Annotated in this window: 14 protein-coding genes and 3 pseudogenes; 7 read left to right on the forward strand and 10 right to left on the reverse strand. The window is 36.9% G+C overall.

The window, feature by feature from the left end; genetic code table 11:
• Window positions 1-7: 7 nt before the first annotated feature.
• The 4 genes and pseudogenes from AAGD90_RS02770 to AAGD90_RS02785 form a co-directional block, all read right to left on the reverse strand.
• On the reverse strand, window positions 8-553 hold the full coding sequence (locus AAGD90_RS02770; protein WP_007549769.1) for a pyrimidine dimer DNA glycosylase/endonuclease V: 546 nt from the start codon (window positions 551-553) through the stop codon (window positions 8-10).
• A 20-nt stretch (window positions 554-573) separates the two neighbouring features.
• Window positions 574-1,338: an Rpn family recombination-promoting nuclease/putative transposase gene (locus AAGD90_RS02775; RefSeq protein WP_341822100.1), complete on the reverse strand. Its 765-nt coding sequence runs from the start codon at window positions 1,336-1,338 to the stop codon at window positions 574-576.
• On the reverse strand, window positions 1,335-2,882 hold the full coding sequence (gene ltrA / locus AAGD90_RS02780; RefSeq protein WP_341821897.1) for a group II intron reverse transcriptase/maturase: 1,548 nt from the start codon (window positions 2,880-2,882) through the stop codon (window positions 1,335-1,337). Before ltrA ends, AAGD90_RS02775 begins: the two co-directional genes overlap by 4 nt.
• A 633-nt stretch (window positions 2,883-3,515) precedes the next feature.
• Window positions 3,516-3,761, reverse strand: a pseudogene (locus AAGD90_RS02785) (PD-(D/E)XK nuclease family transposase); the annotation flags it as partial.
• Between the two features lie 817 nt (window positions 3,762-4,578).
• Between AAGD90_RS02785 and AAGD90_RS02790 the strand changes: the two are divergent.
• Together AAGD90_RS02790 and AAGD90_RS02795 are read left to right on the forward strand one after the other, a co-directional pair.
• The gene (locus AAGD90_RS02790) at window positions 4,579-6,285 is read left to right on the forward strand and encodes an ABC transporter ATP-binding protein (protein ID WP_341822101.1); all 1,707 of its coding nucleotides are present in this window, start codon (window positions 4,579-4,581) and stop codon (window positions 6,283-6,285) included.
• Between the two features lie 195 nt (window positions 6,286-6,480).
• A complete protein-coding gene (locus tag AAGD90_RS02795; protein WP_264723330.1) occupies window positions 6,481-6,609 on the forward strand; it encodes a hypothetical protein in 129 nt (42 codons plus the stop codon).
• 25 nt (window positions 6,610-6,634) lie between these two features.
• Here the strand turns inward: AAGD90_RS02795 and AAGD90_RS02800 are convergent.
• The 3 genes and pseudogenes from AAGD90_RS02800 to AAGD90_RS02810 form a co-directional block, all read right to left on the reverse strand.
• A protein-coding gene (locus AAGD90_RS02800) for an IS630 family transposase (protein ID WP_156518142.1) occupies window positions 6,635-7,494 on the reverse strand; the annotation gives its coding sequence in 2 pieces (ribosomal slippage) (window positions 6,635-7,170 and window positions 7,170-7,494; 861 coding nt in all).
• 90 nt (window positions 7,495-7,584) lie between these two features.
• Window positions 7,585-8,279 (reverse strand): annotated as a pseudogene (locus AAGD90_RS02805) (IS5-like element ISWpi1 family transposase); the annotation flags it as partial.
• Between the two features lie 2 nt (window positions 8,280-8,281).
• Window positions 8,282-9,226, reverse strand: a pseudogene (locus AAGD90_RS02810) (IS481 family transposase); the annotation flags it as partial.
• A gap of 243 nt (window positions 9,227-9,469) precedes the next feature.
• Here AAGD90_RS02810 and argS point away from each other — a divergent pair.
• The 4 genes from argS to AAGD90_RS02830 all read left to right on the forward strand — a co-directional run bounded on the left by argS (window position 9,470) and on the right by AAGD90_RS02830 (window position 12,257).
• The gene (gene argS, locus AAGD90_RS02815) at window positions 9,470-11,176 is read left to right on the forward strand and encodes an arginine--tRNA ligase (RefSeq protein ID WP_010962564.1); all 1,707 of its coding nucleotides are present in this window, start codon (window positions 9,470-9,472) and stop codon (window positions 11,174-11,176) included.
• A gap of 94 nt (window positions 11,177-11,270) precedes the next feature.
• A complete protein-coding gene (locus AAGD90_RS02820) occupies window positions 11,271-11,495 on the forward strand; it encodes a hypothetical protein (RefSeq protein ID WP_341822102.1) in 225 nt (74 codons plus the stop codon).
• Window positions 11,476-11,775: a type II toxin-antitoxin system RelE family toxin gene (locus AAGD90_RS02825; RefSeq protein WP_010962566.1), complete on the forward strand. Its 300-nt coding sequence runs from the start codon at window positions 11,476-11,478 to the stop codon at window positions 11,773-11,775. The genes AAGD90_RS02820 and AAGD90_RS02825 overlap by 20 nt, the downstream gene beginning before the upstream one ends.
• Before the next feature lie 326 nt (window positions 11,776-12,101).
• Window positions 12,102-12,257, forward strand: coding sequence for a hypothetical protein (locus AAGD90_RS02830; protein WP_341822103.1), 156 nt, complete (start codon window positions 12,102-12,104; stop codon window positions 12,255-12,257).
• Window positions 12,258-12,776: 519 nt separating this feature from the next.
• On the opposite strand, the gene AAGD90_RS02835 is transcribed toward AAGD90_RS02830, so the two are convergent.
• The 3 genes from AAGD90_RS02835 to AAGD90_RS02845 form a co-directional block, all read right to left on the reverse strand.
• Window positions 12,777-14,072 carry a Na+/H+ antiporter NhaC family protein gene (locus AAGD90_RS02835; RefSeq protein ID WP_341822104.1) on the reverse strand — a complete coding sequence of 432 codons (1,296 nt, stop codon included), beginning with the start codon at window positions 14,070-14,072 and terminating at the stop codon, window positions 12,777-12,779.
• A gap of 955 nt (window positions 14,073-15,027) precedes the next feature.
• The gene (gene ccmA, locus AAGD90_RS02840) at window positions 15,028-15,651 is read right to left on the reverse strand and encodes a heme ABC exporter ATP-binding protein CcmA (protein WP_015589045.1); all 624 of its coding nucleotides are present in this window, start codon (window positions 15,649-15,651) and stop codon (window positions 15,028-15,030) included.
• Between the two features lie 3 nt (window positions 15,652-15,654).
• Window positions 15,655-16,086 (reverse strand): hypothetical protein, encoded by a 432-nt coding sequence (locus tag AAGD90_RS02845; protein ID WP_174515653.1) that lies wholly within the window; start codon window positions 16,084-16,086, stop codon window positions 15,655-15,657.
• Between the two features lie 196 nt (window positions 16,087-16,282).
• Between AAGD90_RS02845 and aspS the strand changes: the two genes are divergently transcribed.
• A complete protein-coding gene (gene aspS / locus AAGD90_RS02850) occupies window positions 16,283-18,085 on the forward strand; it encodes an aspartate--tRNA ligase (RefSeq protein ID WP_341822105.1) in 1,803 nt (600 codons plus the stop codon).
• The last annotated feature ends 12 nt before the right edge of the window (window positions 18,086-18,097 follow it).

Here is an 18,097-nt window from a genome sequence, read left to right on the forward strand (position 1 = left end):
GTCCTTATCAAGAAAAGATGTGGAAAAAATGTGTAGCAGGATTTCCTACTATCCAACCTGGTGCTTCTCTTCCATTTTCCCACTTAGCGAATCTCATCTTTTCCTGTAGGTAATACTCCCTATAAGCTTTTACAGGATTAGTACATTTATACCGATCGGGCAGTGCTTGTATAAAAGCTTGCATATCAGTTGATCGAAAAATGAGTAAATCCTTATTACTATCACACCAATCTATTACTTCTTCTGATTTATGCTTTCTTTTGTATCGCCAAGTGTACTCTTTACATAATTCTTTTCCGTACTCTATCAACCAACAAAAGTTCCCTTTCGATTGCCTAGCCCACAAAGAACAAGGATGATTGCTGTGAGTGAGTTTATATGGAACTGCTATATTCTGATCTGTGGTACTGACAAAAGGATTTGGCGCTTTTAATGCTATTGAAAAAACATTACTTAATAACTGAGCAGTTTCTAATGGCATTTTTACTATATGCTTATCACACAACATTTGTGCTGCAATTACTGGGTTTTCATCTAGTACAAAGATGTTCATCTAGGTGTCAAAAGATAGAATCAGCTTAAGTCTTTAACTTCATCAACTGTAAGACCAGTAGTTTGAGCTATAATATCAATAGAAACACCTGCTTTAGGTAGATTCTTTGCAACTGCTATTTTAGCTTCCTTCTCACCCTCTTCTCTGCCTTTTTCATGACCGATTTGGATGCCTTCGTCTTTAGCAAGATCAAGCCTATATTCAAGGATGGCTTCTTCTTTCTGTAGATTCATTATTCTTTCCTCGTACGCCATTAGATCTTTTTCATTCCAATGAAATTTGTCTAACTCATCATATGCTAGCTTTATTATTGGTGATTTTTCTGCTATTTTTCTTAAATCTTCATCTGTAGTATCTTCTGAATACCGGAAAAAAAAACACCACCTTTCTACTGTGTTCTCTAGTTGTTCTACTCTGTTTTTTGTAAATTTAGGCAACTCAATGAAAACGAATTGAAAATCTTTTAGATAATGTCCGTTGGTTTTTATCTCTCGTATATTATGAGTAGAAATATACTCAACCTCTGTAGGAAATAGCGTACTATTAGAAATAGCAATAAAGAATACTTTCTTAAAATCAATGTAATTGCCAGATTGTCTTGAGTAAGCTTTAGCAGCATAGAGTTGGGCGCGTTTTTCAAAGCCTTTATCACGAGCGAGTTGGTCAGGTAAGGAAGCAGTATTACTACTACCCCCTCCCTTAGAAACGCAGCATGCAGGTTTCCCAACACTACGCTTGAGCCCCTTATCTAAGTTCTTCTTTTCTAGAACCGGCTTGTCCTTCATGATTCCTCAGGAAACATCATTCTTAATGGTGACACCAACAGTAGAGAACCTTCTCTTGAGAAAGAGCTTGCTAACATTCTTGTTCGTTTCACTCTCTCATCAAAATACTTTTTCCATTTTAAGTCAAGGGGATTTGCATCCGCTCTGATTTTAACATGTCGTCTGATAGGTATATCAATCAGCTTAAGCAGTCTTAAATACCGTATCTCTTTTGGTTTGTTCTTGCATAGGGGTGCAGCAAAAACCCATTGGCGTTGACCCATTACTTTGAAGTAACGATTCTTTATCCAACGTAATCCTTTACGAGGATGTCTTTTCTTTGCCCATTTCCATAAACTATGCCAAATTTCATTGTCGATCTTTCTAAACGCTTTTTTAGCACACACATGGTGATAGTAATTTCCCCATCCTCTCAGTAGAGAGCTGAGTGACTTAATTACTATAGCCTGAGTGTTCGCTATATTTGCTTTTATCAATGTACGTGCTTTATTAAGAAGTCTTTTAATACTTTCTTTCGAAGGTTTAATAATTAACTTCTTATTATATCTACGTACATTACAACCAAGAAAGTCAAACCCTGTTGTGATAGATGTAATCTTTGTCTTCTCTTCTGACAGAATTAAACCTCGCTCATGAAGAAAAGATGATACTAAAGGCTTAACTTCCTTTTCCAGTACTTCATGTGTGAAACCTGAAATAATAAAGTCGTCTGCGTATCTGATTACATTCACTCCACTTCTGATTTTGTTTCTTTTTCTACTGCCGAGTTTACCAAATCGACTTTCCAATAACTTTTCAAGTCCGTTTAAGGCTAAATTGGCTAGTATTGGAGAAATTATACCACCTTGCGGGGTACCTGCAGTTGTGGGATACAGAGTTTTTGATTCTAGGAAGCCAGCTTTTAACCAACTATGCAGAATTTTTTTCTCCATAGGAATATGCTTCATAAGCCATTCATGATTAATGTTGTCAAAGCATCCTTTGATATCACCTTCAAGTATCCATTGTAGTTGATTACGACTTGCCAGTAACAAATGACAAGCTACTGTAGCATCTGCACAGGATCTTTTAGGTCTAAAGCCATAGGAGTGACGATCACTGATCGTTTCAGCTATCGGTTCCAGAGCAAACAGATATAATGCTTGCATGGCTCTATCTTTTATCGTGGGTATTCCAAGAGGTCTTCTTTTGCCATTAGATTTACTGATATAAATCCGTTTTAGCGGAGAAGGTTTATATCCTCTTTGCTTTAACTGCTTTATTCCTTGAAATTTAGCATTGCAAGTTGACCATAGTTGACGATCTACACCCGCTGTGTTTTTTCCTTGGTTTTCAGTTACTCTCTTAACAGCCAAAGCTTTTCCGCTAAAAGAGCGTGTGAGAAGATGTTGTAAAGTTTTTACCTTACCCCATCTTCCTTCTTGGACAGCCTTAACAATACGTCTTTGTAGCCTCACAATAACTTTCTGGCATTTCTTCCATGGCAACTGCTTCCATGCTTCAAAGCTTTTGGTAGATGCACTTACAGGTTTACTTGTAATCATCTGCTTTCCTACCTTAAGTGGTTAACAAAGTTTCTTGTCACGAGGGACCAAACGGAAGTCTGCTCGTTTTCACGCGAATTAATGTTACAAATTCTATCCATTTCGTTACAAAATGGCATTCGCTTTCTCCATTCTCCTTTACCTGCACTTCCATCAGCATTCCTTGCGGTTTGCTTGCCATGTAGGCGAAAATACAGGCTTACCCTGTTTCTCCAGTCATACAATAGTGGGTTAGGTGGCTTCTCTATACCGGTGGAGTTATTATTTGCGTACATCTAGAAATGAAAAATGTAACTTATCCACATTACCTTTTGGTCAGAGCTTATCAGCATCTTTAGCTCTTTCATCGTATCGGTACTTATAAAGCTTCACTTACGTTCACCATACCACTAGCCTAGCCCTCCAACCACATGATGCTTGCAGTTTATGCCCCTCTCACGATTGAGCATCTTCTTTTTCAAGAGGAGGTTCATTGTCCGCATCGCTTGGCACCAACCGGTTGCCCGATTCGCACTGATGCGTAGACTCAGACGGCAAAACATCTGGTTTAATAAGTTTTAGAATCCTTTCAGTTTCTTTCTGAATGAATTCCTCTCCTTTTAAACAATATGACCGAAGACTTTCAGGTCGCACCATCTCAATTATATACCTGTTCCCACTAGAATCCCTGCAAAGAACATCAACAATGATTTGTTTATCAGAAGCAATTTCAGGGTCCATAATGGTGCTTAAGAATTCTACTTCTTGTATAGTGTTGACTTCAGTACATCCTAAAATATCGTTTAAAAAATGGATAAGAATATTCTTATTTTTTTCAGTGCCAAAGATTTTCTTAAATGTTAAATCTAACTTTGGATCGAGAAATTTAGAAAGAGCCATAGTAAAAATACTGAGAAAAGATTAATAATTATACACTATTATTAACAACTATTCAACCATATTTTTAAGTATAGCTATACCGCCGCGGCGCTAACACGTAGCGGCGTGACGAGCTTATCGTCACGCCGCCACGAACCGTCATACCGCCGCGGTATCTCTTAACATAGATCCCTTACTTAACCGTCATACCTTAACATAGATCCCGCTAACACGTAGCGGGATGACGATTGTCGTTTAGCCATAAATACTTAAGAAATTTACCAAACGAAAAAAAAGGCAAAAGAAGCCCTAGTCATTGTCTATTTTCAGTATTGGCGTTTTTTAAGTCTTAAACACTGCAATTTAGCTGCTTTTAAATGCAACTCACCTTAGTTTAAATGTTTAAGAAATTTACTAAGCAGAAAAAAAGGCAAAAGAAACCCCGTGTTAGCTAGTTGTCACTCTCTAATCCTGCAAATTGGCGTACTATACTGTCTTAAACGACTTATAAGCGCGTTTCAGCTTATATAGGTAAAAACCTAGAAATGTTGTGAAGACATAAGGTGCACATAGTGCAAAAAATTAAAAATAAGACGCCAACTACGTTGTTTTCTTGCTGTTTAATCTGCACAGATGAAGATAACTGAATACCTTCAATACCATGATAAGAGGACTGGCGGAGTTTGTCAAGCAAGTTTTTCGTTTCTGCGGGCTACTACCCTTTCTTGGTGGACTAAAATCACAACAGCTGCAGAACCTAAATTGCTTCATACTACACCTTTCCCCTTTCCCCTGAAACTAAAATCTATATACTTAACTTTAGAAACTTCAAAATACGATGCGATCTAATATTAGGCAGTTATTTTACTATATAAAGCCTAATCTATCCTATTTTGTCATAGCTTTTATTGCAGTTTTATTTTCAGCCTTAACGATCCTCCTCTTTGGCAGAGGCTTAAGCAATATAATTGATTCTGGCACAGAGCACGATTTTACTACCAAACTATTAGTTGCAATACTTATAGTTTTAGCCATTTCTCTCACTGCATTTACTCGGTTATATTTCATTGGCATTGGCAGCGAGAAAGTTATCGCAAGAATCAGATATGACTTATATAGCAGTATCACTAACTTGCAACCAAGTTTCTTTGAGAACACAGGCGTACAAGATGTTATCTCAGCGTTAATTACTGATACCTCTGTGCTGCAATCAATAATAAACAGCAGCTTACTAACCATATTACGAAATTTTGTGATTCTGATTGGCAGTGTTGCTATGTTATTATATACAAATATACAACTAACTGCGTATGCAGCCGCAATAATACCTATACTACTCATTATCATGACCTCACTTGGAAAAAAAGTGCGTAGCTATGCACGCTTTGCCCAGGATAAATTAAGTGAGCTTGCGTCATTTAGTGAGGAAAATTTTAGATCTATAGTGACTATCAAATCGTTTGTACTCGAAGAAAATGAAAAAACCCGTTTTAAGGAGTATTTAAACTCAGTATCAAAATCATACGTAAAATTAGTACTCTTGCGTGCTATTCTAGTAACTCTAGTTATCACGTGTGTGATAGGTTCACTAGTTGTTTTGCTCTTTTTTGGTATTAAAGAAGTCTTAAGCAATAATATAACTATTGGAAAACTCTCCTCATTTGTGTTTTATTCAGCGCTCGCAGCAGGAGCTATAAATAATTTGAGCGATAATATCAGTGATTTACAACGAGGTCTTGGAATAGTAGAGCGTTTATTTGAATTTAAAAATATGAAAAGCTCTATAGCAGATCCCGATGATCCTATAAAAATTTGTAGTGTTCAAAAGGGAATTTCGTTTAATGGTGTAACATTTTTTTATGCTGATAAGCCAGCATTAGATAACGTATCATTTTCTATAGAGGCAGGTCAAGCAGTATCAATTGTTGGACCATCTGGCAGTGGTAAAAGCACCATTTTAAAGCTTCTGCTCCGTTTTCATGATCCAAACAAAGGTAGCATTACTATCGATGGGCACAATATTAAGTCAATTGCGCTAAATGACCTCAGATCGTTGTTTGGCTTAGTGCCACAAGATCACATGATATTTTCTTGCTCAATAATGGAAAATATACTATATGGCAAACCAGGTGCCGAATATGAGGAAGTGAAGCAAGCAGCCATCAGCGCTTATGCGATGGAATTTATTGATAAGCTGCCTGATAATTTTGATACATTTGTAGGAAAAAGAGGATTAAAACTTTCTGAAGGACAAAAACAACGTATTGTAATAGCAAGGGCCATACTCAACAATCCTCAGGTTTTAATACTGGATGAAGCAACCTCTGCCCTTGATTACAAAAGTGAGAACCTCGTGCAAAAAGCATTGAGCAAGTTAATGCAAAACAGAACAACAATCGTAATTACACACAGGCTATCAACCGCACTCAAGACTGACAAGATTATAGTAATTAATCATGGAAAAGTAGAAGAAGTAGGAACTCATGACTTTCTAATGAGTAAAGACGGGCTGTATGCAAAACTGGCGAAGATACAGTGGAATTGAAAGAAAATTTAAATCATACCGTTAGTTGATATGCTAGATTTATAATTAAAATTATTAAATTTTTAATTTTATTATTTTATAATGGTTCCATAGTTATCCGGAAATTTCGTGATCTGTAGTTTCTTTCATTCACGTTATATTCATAGCTTGTTCTATCTTAATGTAATTCCAATTTTGACTGTATAGGAGGTCTCTATGTTAAAACATAACTATAGTGATAAAATCAATAATCGCTATTCATATACTAACAAATTTTCTTATAGTGATGAGGGTGTAGACGAGACGATCAAGGATAAAATCACAACTGAAGATCAGGTAGTATAGCATTTCTCATAATAGTCCGAATAGGTCATAGGAAGGCAGAATCAACAGCACGACGAAAGGATTCGAATAGAGGAATGTTTTTCCTGGCTCTGTTTTTTATAGCAAACCAATGATGCTCAATTTTGTTAAAATCTGGAGAATAAGGCGGCAGATACAAAATTTCTGCACCGACTCCTTTAGCGAGCTTGATAAGCTTATCAGACTTATGAAAAGTAGCATTATCAAGAATGACAGTTTGTCCAGGTTCTAAGATCGGTGCCAAAAATTGCTCAAACCATCCATTAAAAATATCCATATTACAGTGGCCTTCAAATGTTAATGGAGCAACTATCTTTCTTCTACTTAAGGCTGCAACCATGCTGATTCGTTGAGTTTTTTTTCCAGATTTTAGGGCATAAAATCGCTGTCCTTTCTGGCAATACCCATATGGATAGTCCTCCGTGTTATCAATCCCAGACTCATCTATATACACTAAGTTTTCTGGTTCTTTTGTTGCTATAATTTTTAAGAATTCAGCACGTTTTTCTTCGTTCCTTTCCTTGTATCCATATGTCTTTTTTTGCGCGTAAATCCAATTTTTCTGAGAGCTCGGTGGATCGTTTGGATACTAACGTTGCCCCAAAGTTTAGCCATTTCCGACAGAGTTTTTCTACCGTGTTTTTTAGCAAATTCGATAAACTTATTCCAGTCGATAATTTTCTGATTGTAACCTCCATTACCGAGTTTTTTTGACTGAAAGTCGCCTGTTTCTTTTTTTCTTTGCTGCCACTCCCACAAAGTAGTTCGTCCAATTTTAAATCTTGCTGCCACTGCTTCTCTGCTTTCCCCTTCGTCTAGTGCTTCCATTGCTTTTTTTCTTAAATCATAACTATATGCTGCCGGCATCCAACCTCCTTATCGCCATCTATCCTTAATCTTATCATATCCGGACTTCTGTGGAAAGAGCTATAAGAGGTTGTCCGGAAACTAGTAAATTCAAGCATATTCCCTCTTTAACATAACCCTACTCATAGCTAGGTATATGAAATTCTCAGTGGATGTTGTGAGTAAATCATACTCCTTCGATAGCCTTCTATTCCTATTAACCCAAGCAAAAGTCCTTTCTACAACCCATCTTCTTGGCTGTACTTTAAACCCTTGTTCTCTTGTTGGTAGTAGCTCAGGTGGTGTATCTTTGTGCACCCAAAATCTACATGGAGGCCTTTTAACAATTTCAATATCTATGTCATATTCTTCCTTTATGTGATTCTTTAAATTTCTTCCTTGGTATCCCATGTCAGCCCACATTTTTTTAACTTTAGTATATTTTGTTCTCATATTGTTTAATGCTATTTTAATACCATCTCTATCATTTTCGTTAGCAGCGCCTACGTAACAACCTAGTATAAAACCCTGAGTGTCTGTAATTATATGCCTTTTTCTACCCTTTACTTTTTTACTTCCATCATAGCCTTTGATTCCCCCTTTTCTGTAGTCTTTACAGATTGACTATCTACTATACAGGCACTCGGCTGCTCATTCCTTCCTATTTTTCTTCTACTATATTTTGTAATTTCATAATTCATTTTCTCAAAAATTCCCTGCTTCTTCCATTGCCTGAACTGCTCATACACAGTCTTCCATAGCGGAAAATCATTTGGTAAATACCGCCATTGACACCCTGTACGCAATTGTATGGTCCCAGAGTGTGATGGTGTGGATTTAGTATAAATAATTCTGGAGACTGTGTCCACTGATAACATATAAATTCATAAGGAGTAAGACCCTTAAGAGTTTTGAGTCTCTTTGCATAATTATAAGCCATAACAAAGTTATAAAGGTGTTCTTTAAGTTGCTGGTGCGATTGATAGTAATACTTCTTAACTGTAGCATCCTTTAAAGTTTTATTCATACGCTCGACTTGCCCATTCGTCCAAGGATGGCTAACTTTTGTCAAACGATGTTCAATAACATTCTCTTCGCAAACTCTATCAAATATATGTTGGAAAGCATACTTATGACGCTTCTGGTTTGTAAATTGTATACCGTTATCTGTCAAAATAGTATGGATTTTATACGGTAAAATTCTAATCAAATTACGTAAGAACTCAGCAGCTATGGGTTTTGTAGCACTGTTACACAACTCAACATAGGTAAATTTGGATGTCCTATCAATAGCAACAAACAAATGTAATTTGCCCTCCTCAGTTCTAACTTCAGCAATATCAATATGAAAGTAACCGATAGGATATTGTTTGAATTTCTTTTTTGACTTAACTTCTCCATCAACAGTTGGTAATCTGCTAATGTTGTGTCTTTGTAAACAACGATGCAAGCTAGAGCGAGTCAAATGCGGAATTGTAGACTGCAGAGCGTAAAGGCAATCATCTAGTGGCAGTAGTGTATACTTGCGAAATGTAACTATTATAGCTTCCTCTTCTAGCGTTAAAACAGTTGATCTTGGATGCTTTGGACCCATATCAGCATCTTTCGTAAATGAACGTTTTCTCCACTTAATAATAGTTTTTGGATTAAGGTTATAATGCTTGGAGAGTTTTGCTATGCTCTCTTTTCTATTTTGTATTGCTCTACGAATCGTCTGTGTTGTTTTGGCGCACCCATGTAATATCTGTCCCATAATGACTCCTTAAATGATGATGATAGTATACCATCACTCTCTGGGACCATACATCTAACTGATGATGTTGAAGAGCCTGATGCTGGTAATGATGGTTACAGCGAAGGTATGGCTTTCTCTTACCATGGTTACGGCAACGACTTAATATAAACTCTGATCCAGGAAGATAAAATAGTTAAGATAAACCTTCAACTAGTCCCACTTATTCACTATACTGCTATAGATTTTATAGCAATATAGTGAATGAACATTTTTAAGCAGATTTCTTCTCTAATCTTTAGTAAATTGAATGAGTTGAAACAAAGGGGTGTTATAAGCACAAGTGCAGCAAACTTTATCATAGAGCCTCCAAGCAATAGAGTCCATGGAGACATTTACACAAATGTTGCTATGGTGCTTGCAAAGCATGAAAAGAAGAATCCCATTGAAATTGCAGAGGTTTTAGCCAAAGAATTTGAACTTTTTGATGAAGTTGCAAAAGTGGAAATAGCAGGCTCTGGTTTCATCAACATGCACTTAAAAATAGAAGTGTGGCATGGAATTTTAAAACAAATAAATGAGCTAAAAACAGAGTTTGGCACCCTAGATATAGGGAACAATCAGGCCATTAATGTTGAATTTGTATCTGCAAATCCAACTGGTCCACTGCATATTGGTCATGCAAGAGGGGCAGTATTTGGTGACGTTCTGGCAAATTTATTGAAAAAAGTTGGTTATAAAGTTACTAAGGAATACTATATTAATGATGCTGGAGCGCAGATAGATACGCTAATTCGGTCAGTATATTTGCGGTATAAGGAAGCTCTGGGAGAAAAAATCAGCATCGAAAAAGGTTTATACCCAGGTGAATATTTAAAACCAATAGGGACTGGGCTGGCCAAAAAATATGGCGCAGAGCTTCTAGAAAAGCAAGATAATCAAGTGATTAGAGACTATACTTTAAGTTCTATCTTAGAAATCATAAAGGAAGACATGAACTTACTTGGAGTAAATCATGATGTTTTTACTTCAGAGTATGAGCTACAAAAAAGTGGCAAAATTGAAGAGAGTATAAAGATATTGTCTGACAAGGGTCTAGTGTATGAAGGGTACCTGGAGAAACCAAAAGGCAAAGAAAGCGAAAATTGGACTTCCAGAAAAGAGATGCTATTTCGCTCTACAAAATTTGGTGATGACGTTGACCGTGCATTGAAGAAAGAGGACGGCAGTTGGACTTATTTTGCCTCGGATATCGCTTACCATTTTGATAAGATATCGCGTGGTTTTAACAATATGATCGTAGAGCTTGGTAGTGACCACGGCGGTTATGTCAAAAGACTCAAAGCAGTCGTCTCTGCGCTCAGTGATGATCAAGCAAAAATAGAGGTAAAACTGCATAATATTGTGAATTTTTTCGAGAACGGCAAACCTGTTAAGATGTCCAAAAGATCAGGAAACTTCCTAACAGCAAGAGATGTAGTGGAAGAAGTTGGCAGGGACATAACTCGTTTTATAATGCTAACACGCAAGAATGATATGGTCTTGGACTTTGATTTTGCTAAAGTTAAAGAACAGTCAAAAGACAACCCTATTTTTTACGTGCAATATGCGCATGCTCGTGCTCATTCGTTAATGCGTAATGCTCCAAAAGAGCTCCCAACAGCAGATCCTTCACTTTTAAGGACAGGTGGAGAGCTCTTCCTCATAAAAACCTTAGCAAAGTGGCCAGATGTGGTAGAAATTGCAGCAAGGCTTTGTGAGCCACACAGAATTACTTTCTACTTACTTGAAGTTGCAGAAGCGTTTCACGTTTTATGGGGGTATGGCAAGAGTGATTTAAACATGCGTTTCATACTGGAAGACAACTTAAACCTCACCGCTGCAAGAATGTTTCTCGTGCAGGCCTTAGCACACGTCATCGCTTCTGGACTTTCTATCTTCAATATAGAGCCTTTGGAAGAGATGAGTTGATTTTTTTATGCAAGATTGTTTTTTCAACGAATAGAGAAGTTGACAAAATTAAGTAAAAATGTTATAGTTTATAGTAGTATTTTCTGGTTAATATATGGCTCACAGTCAAAAAAAGCTCAATGTTAATGTAAGTTTTGAAAGTAAATTGGCTCAGTATCTTACAGAAATGGCAGAGACTCAAAATAAAACTATTCCTGAAGTTTTAGTAGATTTAGTGGAAGAAGAGTTCGAAGAAGATGTAGAGCTATCCAAAATAGCTGACGATCGCCTCTCTGAAGGTGAAGAAGAAGTAGAGGATGATGAAAACATCTGGAAATAAAACTTACACTATAAAATTCTTAAAAAATGTTATTGAAAAAGAAATTCCAGCTCTTCCGGCAAAGATTAAATTAATGGTTCAGGAGGCCATAAAGAAACGCCTTACAGTTGATCCTTTTAATCTAGGAAAGCCTTTATGTCATAGCTTTAGAGGGCAATATAGGATAAGGGTTAGCAACTACCGTATAATTTACATCATAAATCATTCAGAACGTAAAGTACTTATTACTGCAGTGGGGTATAGAAAAAACATTTACAAACACAGAAGATTACACAATTAAAAATATAAGAAAGATCTCACCGCTGCAACTTGTCCAAGCCTTAGCACACGTCATTGCTTCTGGACTTTCTATCTTTAATATAGAGCCGTTAGAAGAAATGAGTTGATTTTTTTTTGTTACAATATGTAATGATCAAAATATTATTCAAAGTAGGGTAAAGTTATGACGATCAGTTTTAGGGAGTATTCAACTGTATTCACTGAAGTTGCGGAACAGACAGATTTAAATGGAAATAACATAATTGAAAGAATAAAAGGGCATTAGCATAGATCCCGCTAACAAGCAGCGGGATGACGGTTGTCAGGGTGTCAGGCTAGTACCTTCTCTTGTCATCCCAGTGCCCAGACACTGGGATCGAGAAAAGTTTGCTTGTGAACAAGCAAACTAGCATGGAAAGTGGTTACAACATTTTCGATGAGATTATATGGAAAACTGTATTCCAGTGTCAAGCACTGGAATACATCACAGGGGCACTGGAATGACACCCTTTACGGGCTCTTAAATTGCAACTATAAATGTTTAAGAAATTTACCAAATGAAAAAAAAGGCAAAAGAAGCCCCATGGTGGTTGGCTATTTACTATGTACTAAAATATCGGCGTTTTTTTTATTCTAAAACGCTTGATTAAGAGCGATTTAGCTGCTTTTAACTTGCAACTAACCTACACCGCAAGTGTTTAAGAAATTTACTAAGCAGGAAAAAAGGCAAAGAAACCCCGTAGTAGCTAGCATTCAAATTCTCCCTTGTCAATTTGACGTTTTTTGCTGTCTTAAACGCTTTGTAAGCGCGTTTCGGCTTATATAGGTAAAAACCCAGAAATTTTTAAAGACATGCGATGCACGTAGTGCGAAAAATTAAACATGAGACGCCAAATACCCTAAGTTTTTTGTCATTAACCTGCACAGATTGCGAAGATAAATAAATAGCTTCAGTTTCATGATAAGGGGGTTGGCGAAGGGTGTCAAGTAATTCCGTTCCTTATGGGTAAAAAAAGAGAAACTCTAAGTTGCAGCCGCACAATGTTTCTCTTTTCTGCTGTTGATGATTATTTCGCCTATTGTAACTGCCGCTAGAATAAAGCAATAATATACCTGTGTTAATAAAGAAATAGGTGATACAGAGGCGATGCTACCTGCTAGCAATAGTTGGGAACCATAAGGTAAGATACCTTTTGTAGCACAAGCAAAAACATCTAATAAGTATGCGCTGCGATGTGGCGCAATACTGTATTTTTGTGCAAGCCTTTTTGCAATGCCACCACTTAGTAAAATAGCAATGGTATTATTGGCAACTAAGGTAGTAAACATAGACGCAATTCCTGCTATCACAAATTCAGCTTTAGTTTTTGTGATATTGCTTTCATCGATGAGTTTATGCAACGCTTTTTGACCTTGCTTGTACATTATATGGCTCAATCCACCGATAAATAGAGCAAATATCACTATTTCGTTTACTTTTTTGAAACCGTCATACACGTCATGAGGAAATTGAATGATAGCATAGTCAAAAAAAGTTATTCCTAGCACACCAGCAATAATTATGTTTATAGTTATTGTTACTAAAGTGGCGACTTCAAGCAGCCCCATGATTATTAAAGAAATGTAAGGAATAATTTTTATTATAGAATAATAATCTAAATTTGATATAGAAATAATTTTTGTACTATTTGAGGCAACTGCTAGGTAGATGAGTGTTATAATGCTGGCAATAAGTGCAACTTTAGAGTTTATTTTAAGTTTATCTTTTGCTGAAGCTTCCTGTGAAGAAACAGATGCAATGGTGGTATCAGATATCATCGAAAGGTTATCGCCAAACACGGCACCACCTACTACAGTTGCAGTTCCTATTTCGAGACCAAAAGCTCCACTTTTTGCCAGATTAACAGCTATAGGTACCATCAGCGCAACAACTCCCATAGATGTGCCAATTGCAGTTGAAATAAAAGCAGAAGCCAAAAATACTCCAGGCAGCAGTAATCTTGCTGGAAGGAAATTAAGAATTAAATTAGCAACAGTGTCTGCGCTACCGATTGATTGAGTCACCGCAGAAAATGCTCCAGAAAATAAAAAAATTAAACACATAGTAAGGGTGTTTTTGTCACCCATGCCCTTGATAACAGTATCGATGTTATGCTGAATTTTATTTGTACCACGTGAGACAGCAAAAAATAGTGCTGGTAATAAGCAGATTACTGGTGAAACCTGATGAAGTGGATTATCAGTTCCGATAAAAGAAAAATAAGCACCACTTCCAAGATACAAGATTAAAAAAATAATCAAGGGGACAAAAGCTGTCATTTTACTGTACCTAAACTTATAACTATAACTAATTAAGTGGTTTTAAGCAAGTTTGGTTTTCACTAGTTCTACAGGAAGTCAATAGCAGAGTTTTAAACTTCATATTTAATCTACTAAATAAATAGCACATGTAGCTTATTGCTTGACAATAGGATCTAATTGTTGTCTAGATTCCAGCATCACGCGCACAACTGTACGAACATTTGTTTGCGAAGAAATGTTATAGCTGGTTTTGCCTCAAACACAAAGATGTCATCCGAGTAGCTGACTACTTGGATCCAGAAAATTTTGCTGCGAGTAAGCAAATTTGTTTGGTGAGCATAGAAAGTGGAATGTGTAAGCGCAGCCTCAACAGGTTGTCATCCAAGTAGCTGACTACTTGGATCCAGATTGGATACTGAGTTGGTGAGTATAAAAGTATAGCTAACGCGAGCTCTACGTCATACCGCCGCAGAATAATTAACCGTCATACCGCGATTCATTCGCAGTATCCCTTCGCGGTATCCCTTAGCCGCTAACAAGCAGCGGGATGACGAGCTTATCGTCATGCCACCGCGAACCGTCATACCGCGATTCATTCGCGGTATCTCTAGATCCCGCTAACAAGCAGCGGGATGACGGTTGTCGTTTAGCCATAAACATTAAGGAATTTACCAAATGAAAAAAAAGGCAAAGAAAACCCGTGCTAGTTATTCACTCTCTATTTTAAAATTTGACGTTGGGTGATGTCTTGAACAGCGCGTTTCAGCTTGTATAGCTAGAAGTTTTATAAAGACATAAGGTGCACATAGTGCAAAAAATTAAACATGACACACCAGATATACTAAGTTTTTTTGTCGTTTTATCTGCACAGACTGAAGATAAATAAATAGCTTCAGTTTCATGATAAGGGGACTGGCGAAGGGTGTCAAGGAAGTCTTTTCGTTTCTAATGGTTGTTAACGTGCTGCCAAAAACTATGCAAGAAGTCTATTGAAATCGCGTATATCAATCGTTGTAAAATCACACAATTGCTCTGTAGAGCTATGCCCTGTAATAATTACTATACCATTTTGCTCAGAGCGTATTGAGATTAAGTTCAGCACTAATTCACACGTTGCACTATCAAGATTACAAAATGGTTCATCTATCAGCCAAACGTTTGCATTAGAAATCAAGAGGCGAGCAAGCGCAACTCTCCTTTTCCAGCCTGCAGAAAGTTCGCCATATCTAATATTAAGTACAGGTTGCAACTGCAAGCAACAAATAGCTGCCACAATCAATTCTCTAGTATTTCGTATTCCTGCCCAGAATTCTACGTTTTGAGCAACAGTTAAGCTATCTTTACAGGCATTCTTATGGCCTATATAGACCATAGAAGATATATAGGATTTTGGATCATCATATATATCTTTTCCGCAGTGCCTTATATTGCCTGATACCGGCGGTAAAAGTCCAGATAAACTTCTAATTAAGCTGGTTTTACCACTACCATTTGGACCAGTGATTAGAATCTTTGATTTTAGCTCAGCTTTAAAACTGAGATTCTTAAATAGTACCTTATTATTACGAGTGCAGGATAAATTTTCACATTCAAGCATGGATTATCTGCCCTTTCCCTTATGTTTACCTTGAGTTGAAGCCTGAGCTTTTACAAACAGCTCCCAAAATCCTTTCTGTCCGCCTTCTCTATGTATCAATTGTGCAAAACGCTGCATTAAACCATTACCCATCATAACCATCTTTGTCCATTTACCTACCGGTTTTGCTATGTCAACTATTTCTGGATCTTCTTTATAAACTTGCACATCTTTTTGTTTCTCGCGTAGCGTTTCTTGTTGTTTCATCAACTCTTTTTGCTTATTTTTTTGATATAATTCATTGAATTTTCTGTCTTCTTCCCACTCTTCTTTAAAAACTTTTCTAGGAAATATGATTTTTCTAATGCGATTTTTGTATATTTTTCTCAAAAAGAGAAATACTGCAGCTACAGCAAGTAATGTTACGCTATATAATATGATCTGTGTAAGCGGCATTTCCTGTATCTAATTCATTAAAAATACCCTCACTATTATACCATAATTATAGAAATTGTGCAATTTTTTTGCGGGTAAAGACAATATAAAAGCAGTACTGCTCTATTTCGAAAATTGCGCAAATATCTGACGAACGGGCTTGTATGTAATAAGGTTTATTTCTATACTTCTTAAAGAATTTAGAAGTAAAACAAATATGAACTGCTATAAAACTCATACGTGCAATGAACTGAGGAAGAACGACGTAGAAAAGGAAGTTACCCTTTCTGGATGGTTATATCGTAAGCGCGACCATGGTAACCTAATTTTTGTTGATTTAAGAGACTTCTACGGAATCACTCAGCTAGTATTTAATAATGACAAAGACTTTTTTGATGAGATATCAAATTTAAAATTAGAGAGTGTAATTACTGTTACAGGAATAGTTGAAGCTAGAACTGAAGATACGGTAAACAGCTCTATTTCTACCGGAGAAATCGAGGTGATAGTCAACAATTTGCGCGTTGAGTCGGAAGTTGAGTTCCACCGTGATGAAGAAATAGCGAAAGAAGAAAGAAGTATATTAGCGAGCATTGCTGGCGAACAAGAATATCCGGAAAATATGAGATTTAAATATCGTTTTCTTGATTTAAGGCGTGAAAAAGCCCGCAACAATATTATTCTGCGCTCACAAATTATTGCAGAACTCCGCAAGCTCATGATAGAGCGAGGATTTTTAGAGATTCAAACTCCAATACTCACTGCTTCCTCTCCTGAAGGAGCACGCGACTACCTAGTGCCAAGCAGGCTAAATCCTGGCAAGTTCTATGCATTGCCACAAGCTCCGCAGATTTTCAAACAGTTGCTCATGGTCTCAGGGTTTGATAAATATTTCCAAATCGCACCGTGTTTTCGTGATGAAGACGCAAGGGCTGACCGTTCTCCGGGAGAGTTTTATCAGCTAGATCTTGAAATGTCTTTTGTAACTCAAGAAGACATCTTTCAGATTATTGAGTCTACCTTATATAGAGTGTTTGCTAAATTTTCTCGCAAGTCTGTCGATAAAGATTTTCCACGCATTACATACAAAGAGGCAATGCTTAAGTATGGTTCTGACAAGCCAGATTTGCGTAATCCACTATTAATCAGCGATGTTACAGAAATTTTTCGTGATTCAGGGTTCAATATTTTCAAAAGCAATATTGAGCGTGGTATGGTAGTGAGAGCCATCCCTGCACCTAAAACAGCAGAGGAACCACGCAGCTTCTTTGATAAAAAGATAGAACATGCGCAAAAAGAATTCGGTGCTAAGGGTCTCGGATATATAACGTTTGATAAAGATGGAACTGCGAAAGGCCCAATTGCTAAATTTCTTGATGAAAATAGGCTAAACCACATAAGAGAAGCAACAAACATAGAGCCAGGAGATAGTGTATTTTTTGCTTCTGACAAAGAGAATGAGGCGGCAAACATTGCAGGAAAAGTACGCACTCTTTTAGGGTCAGAACTCAGTCTTATAGATGATAATATCTTCAAGTTTTGTTGGATCATTGATTTTCCATATTTTGTATATGACGATAAAAGTAAAAAAATCGATTTCTTTCATAACCCATTCTCCATGCCACACGGTGGTCTGAAAGATTTAGAGGACAAAAATCCACTGGATATCCTTGCTTACCAATATGATCTTGTTTGCAATGGAATAGAACTATCAAGTGGGGCGATTCGTAATAACAAACTGGATATCATGTATAAAGCTTTTGCCATTGCAGGTTATAGCCGGGGAGAAGTTGATACAAGATTCGGTGCACTTGTACGTGCATTCAGATTTGGTGTTCCTCCTCATGGTGGAATAGCACCAGGAGTTGATAGAATAGTTATGCTGCTTGCTGATGAGCCAAATATTCGTGAAGTAATCTGTTTTCCTATGAACCAGCAAGTTGAAGATGTTCTAATGGGTGCTCCCTCCAAGGTGGAGGATAAGCATTTACGTGAATTATCCTTGAAGGTTATTGAATGAAAAATTTTATAG

This window comes from Wolbachia endosymbiont (group A) of Ischnus inquisitorius, assembly GCF_964026985.1.
Taxonomy (GTDB): Bacteria; Pseudomonadota; Alphaproteobacteria; order Rickettsiales; family Anaplasmataceae; genus Wolbachia; species Wolbachia pipientis.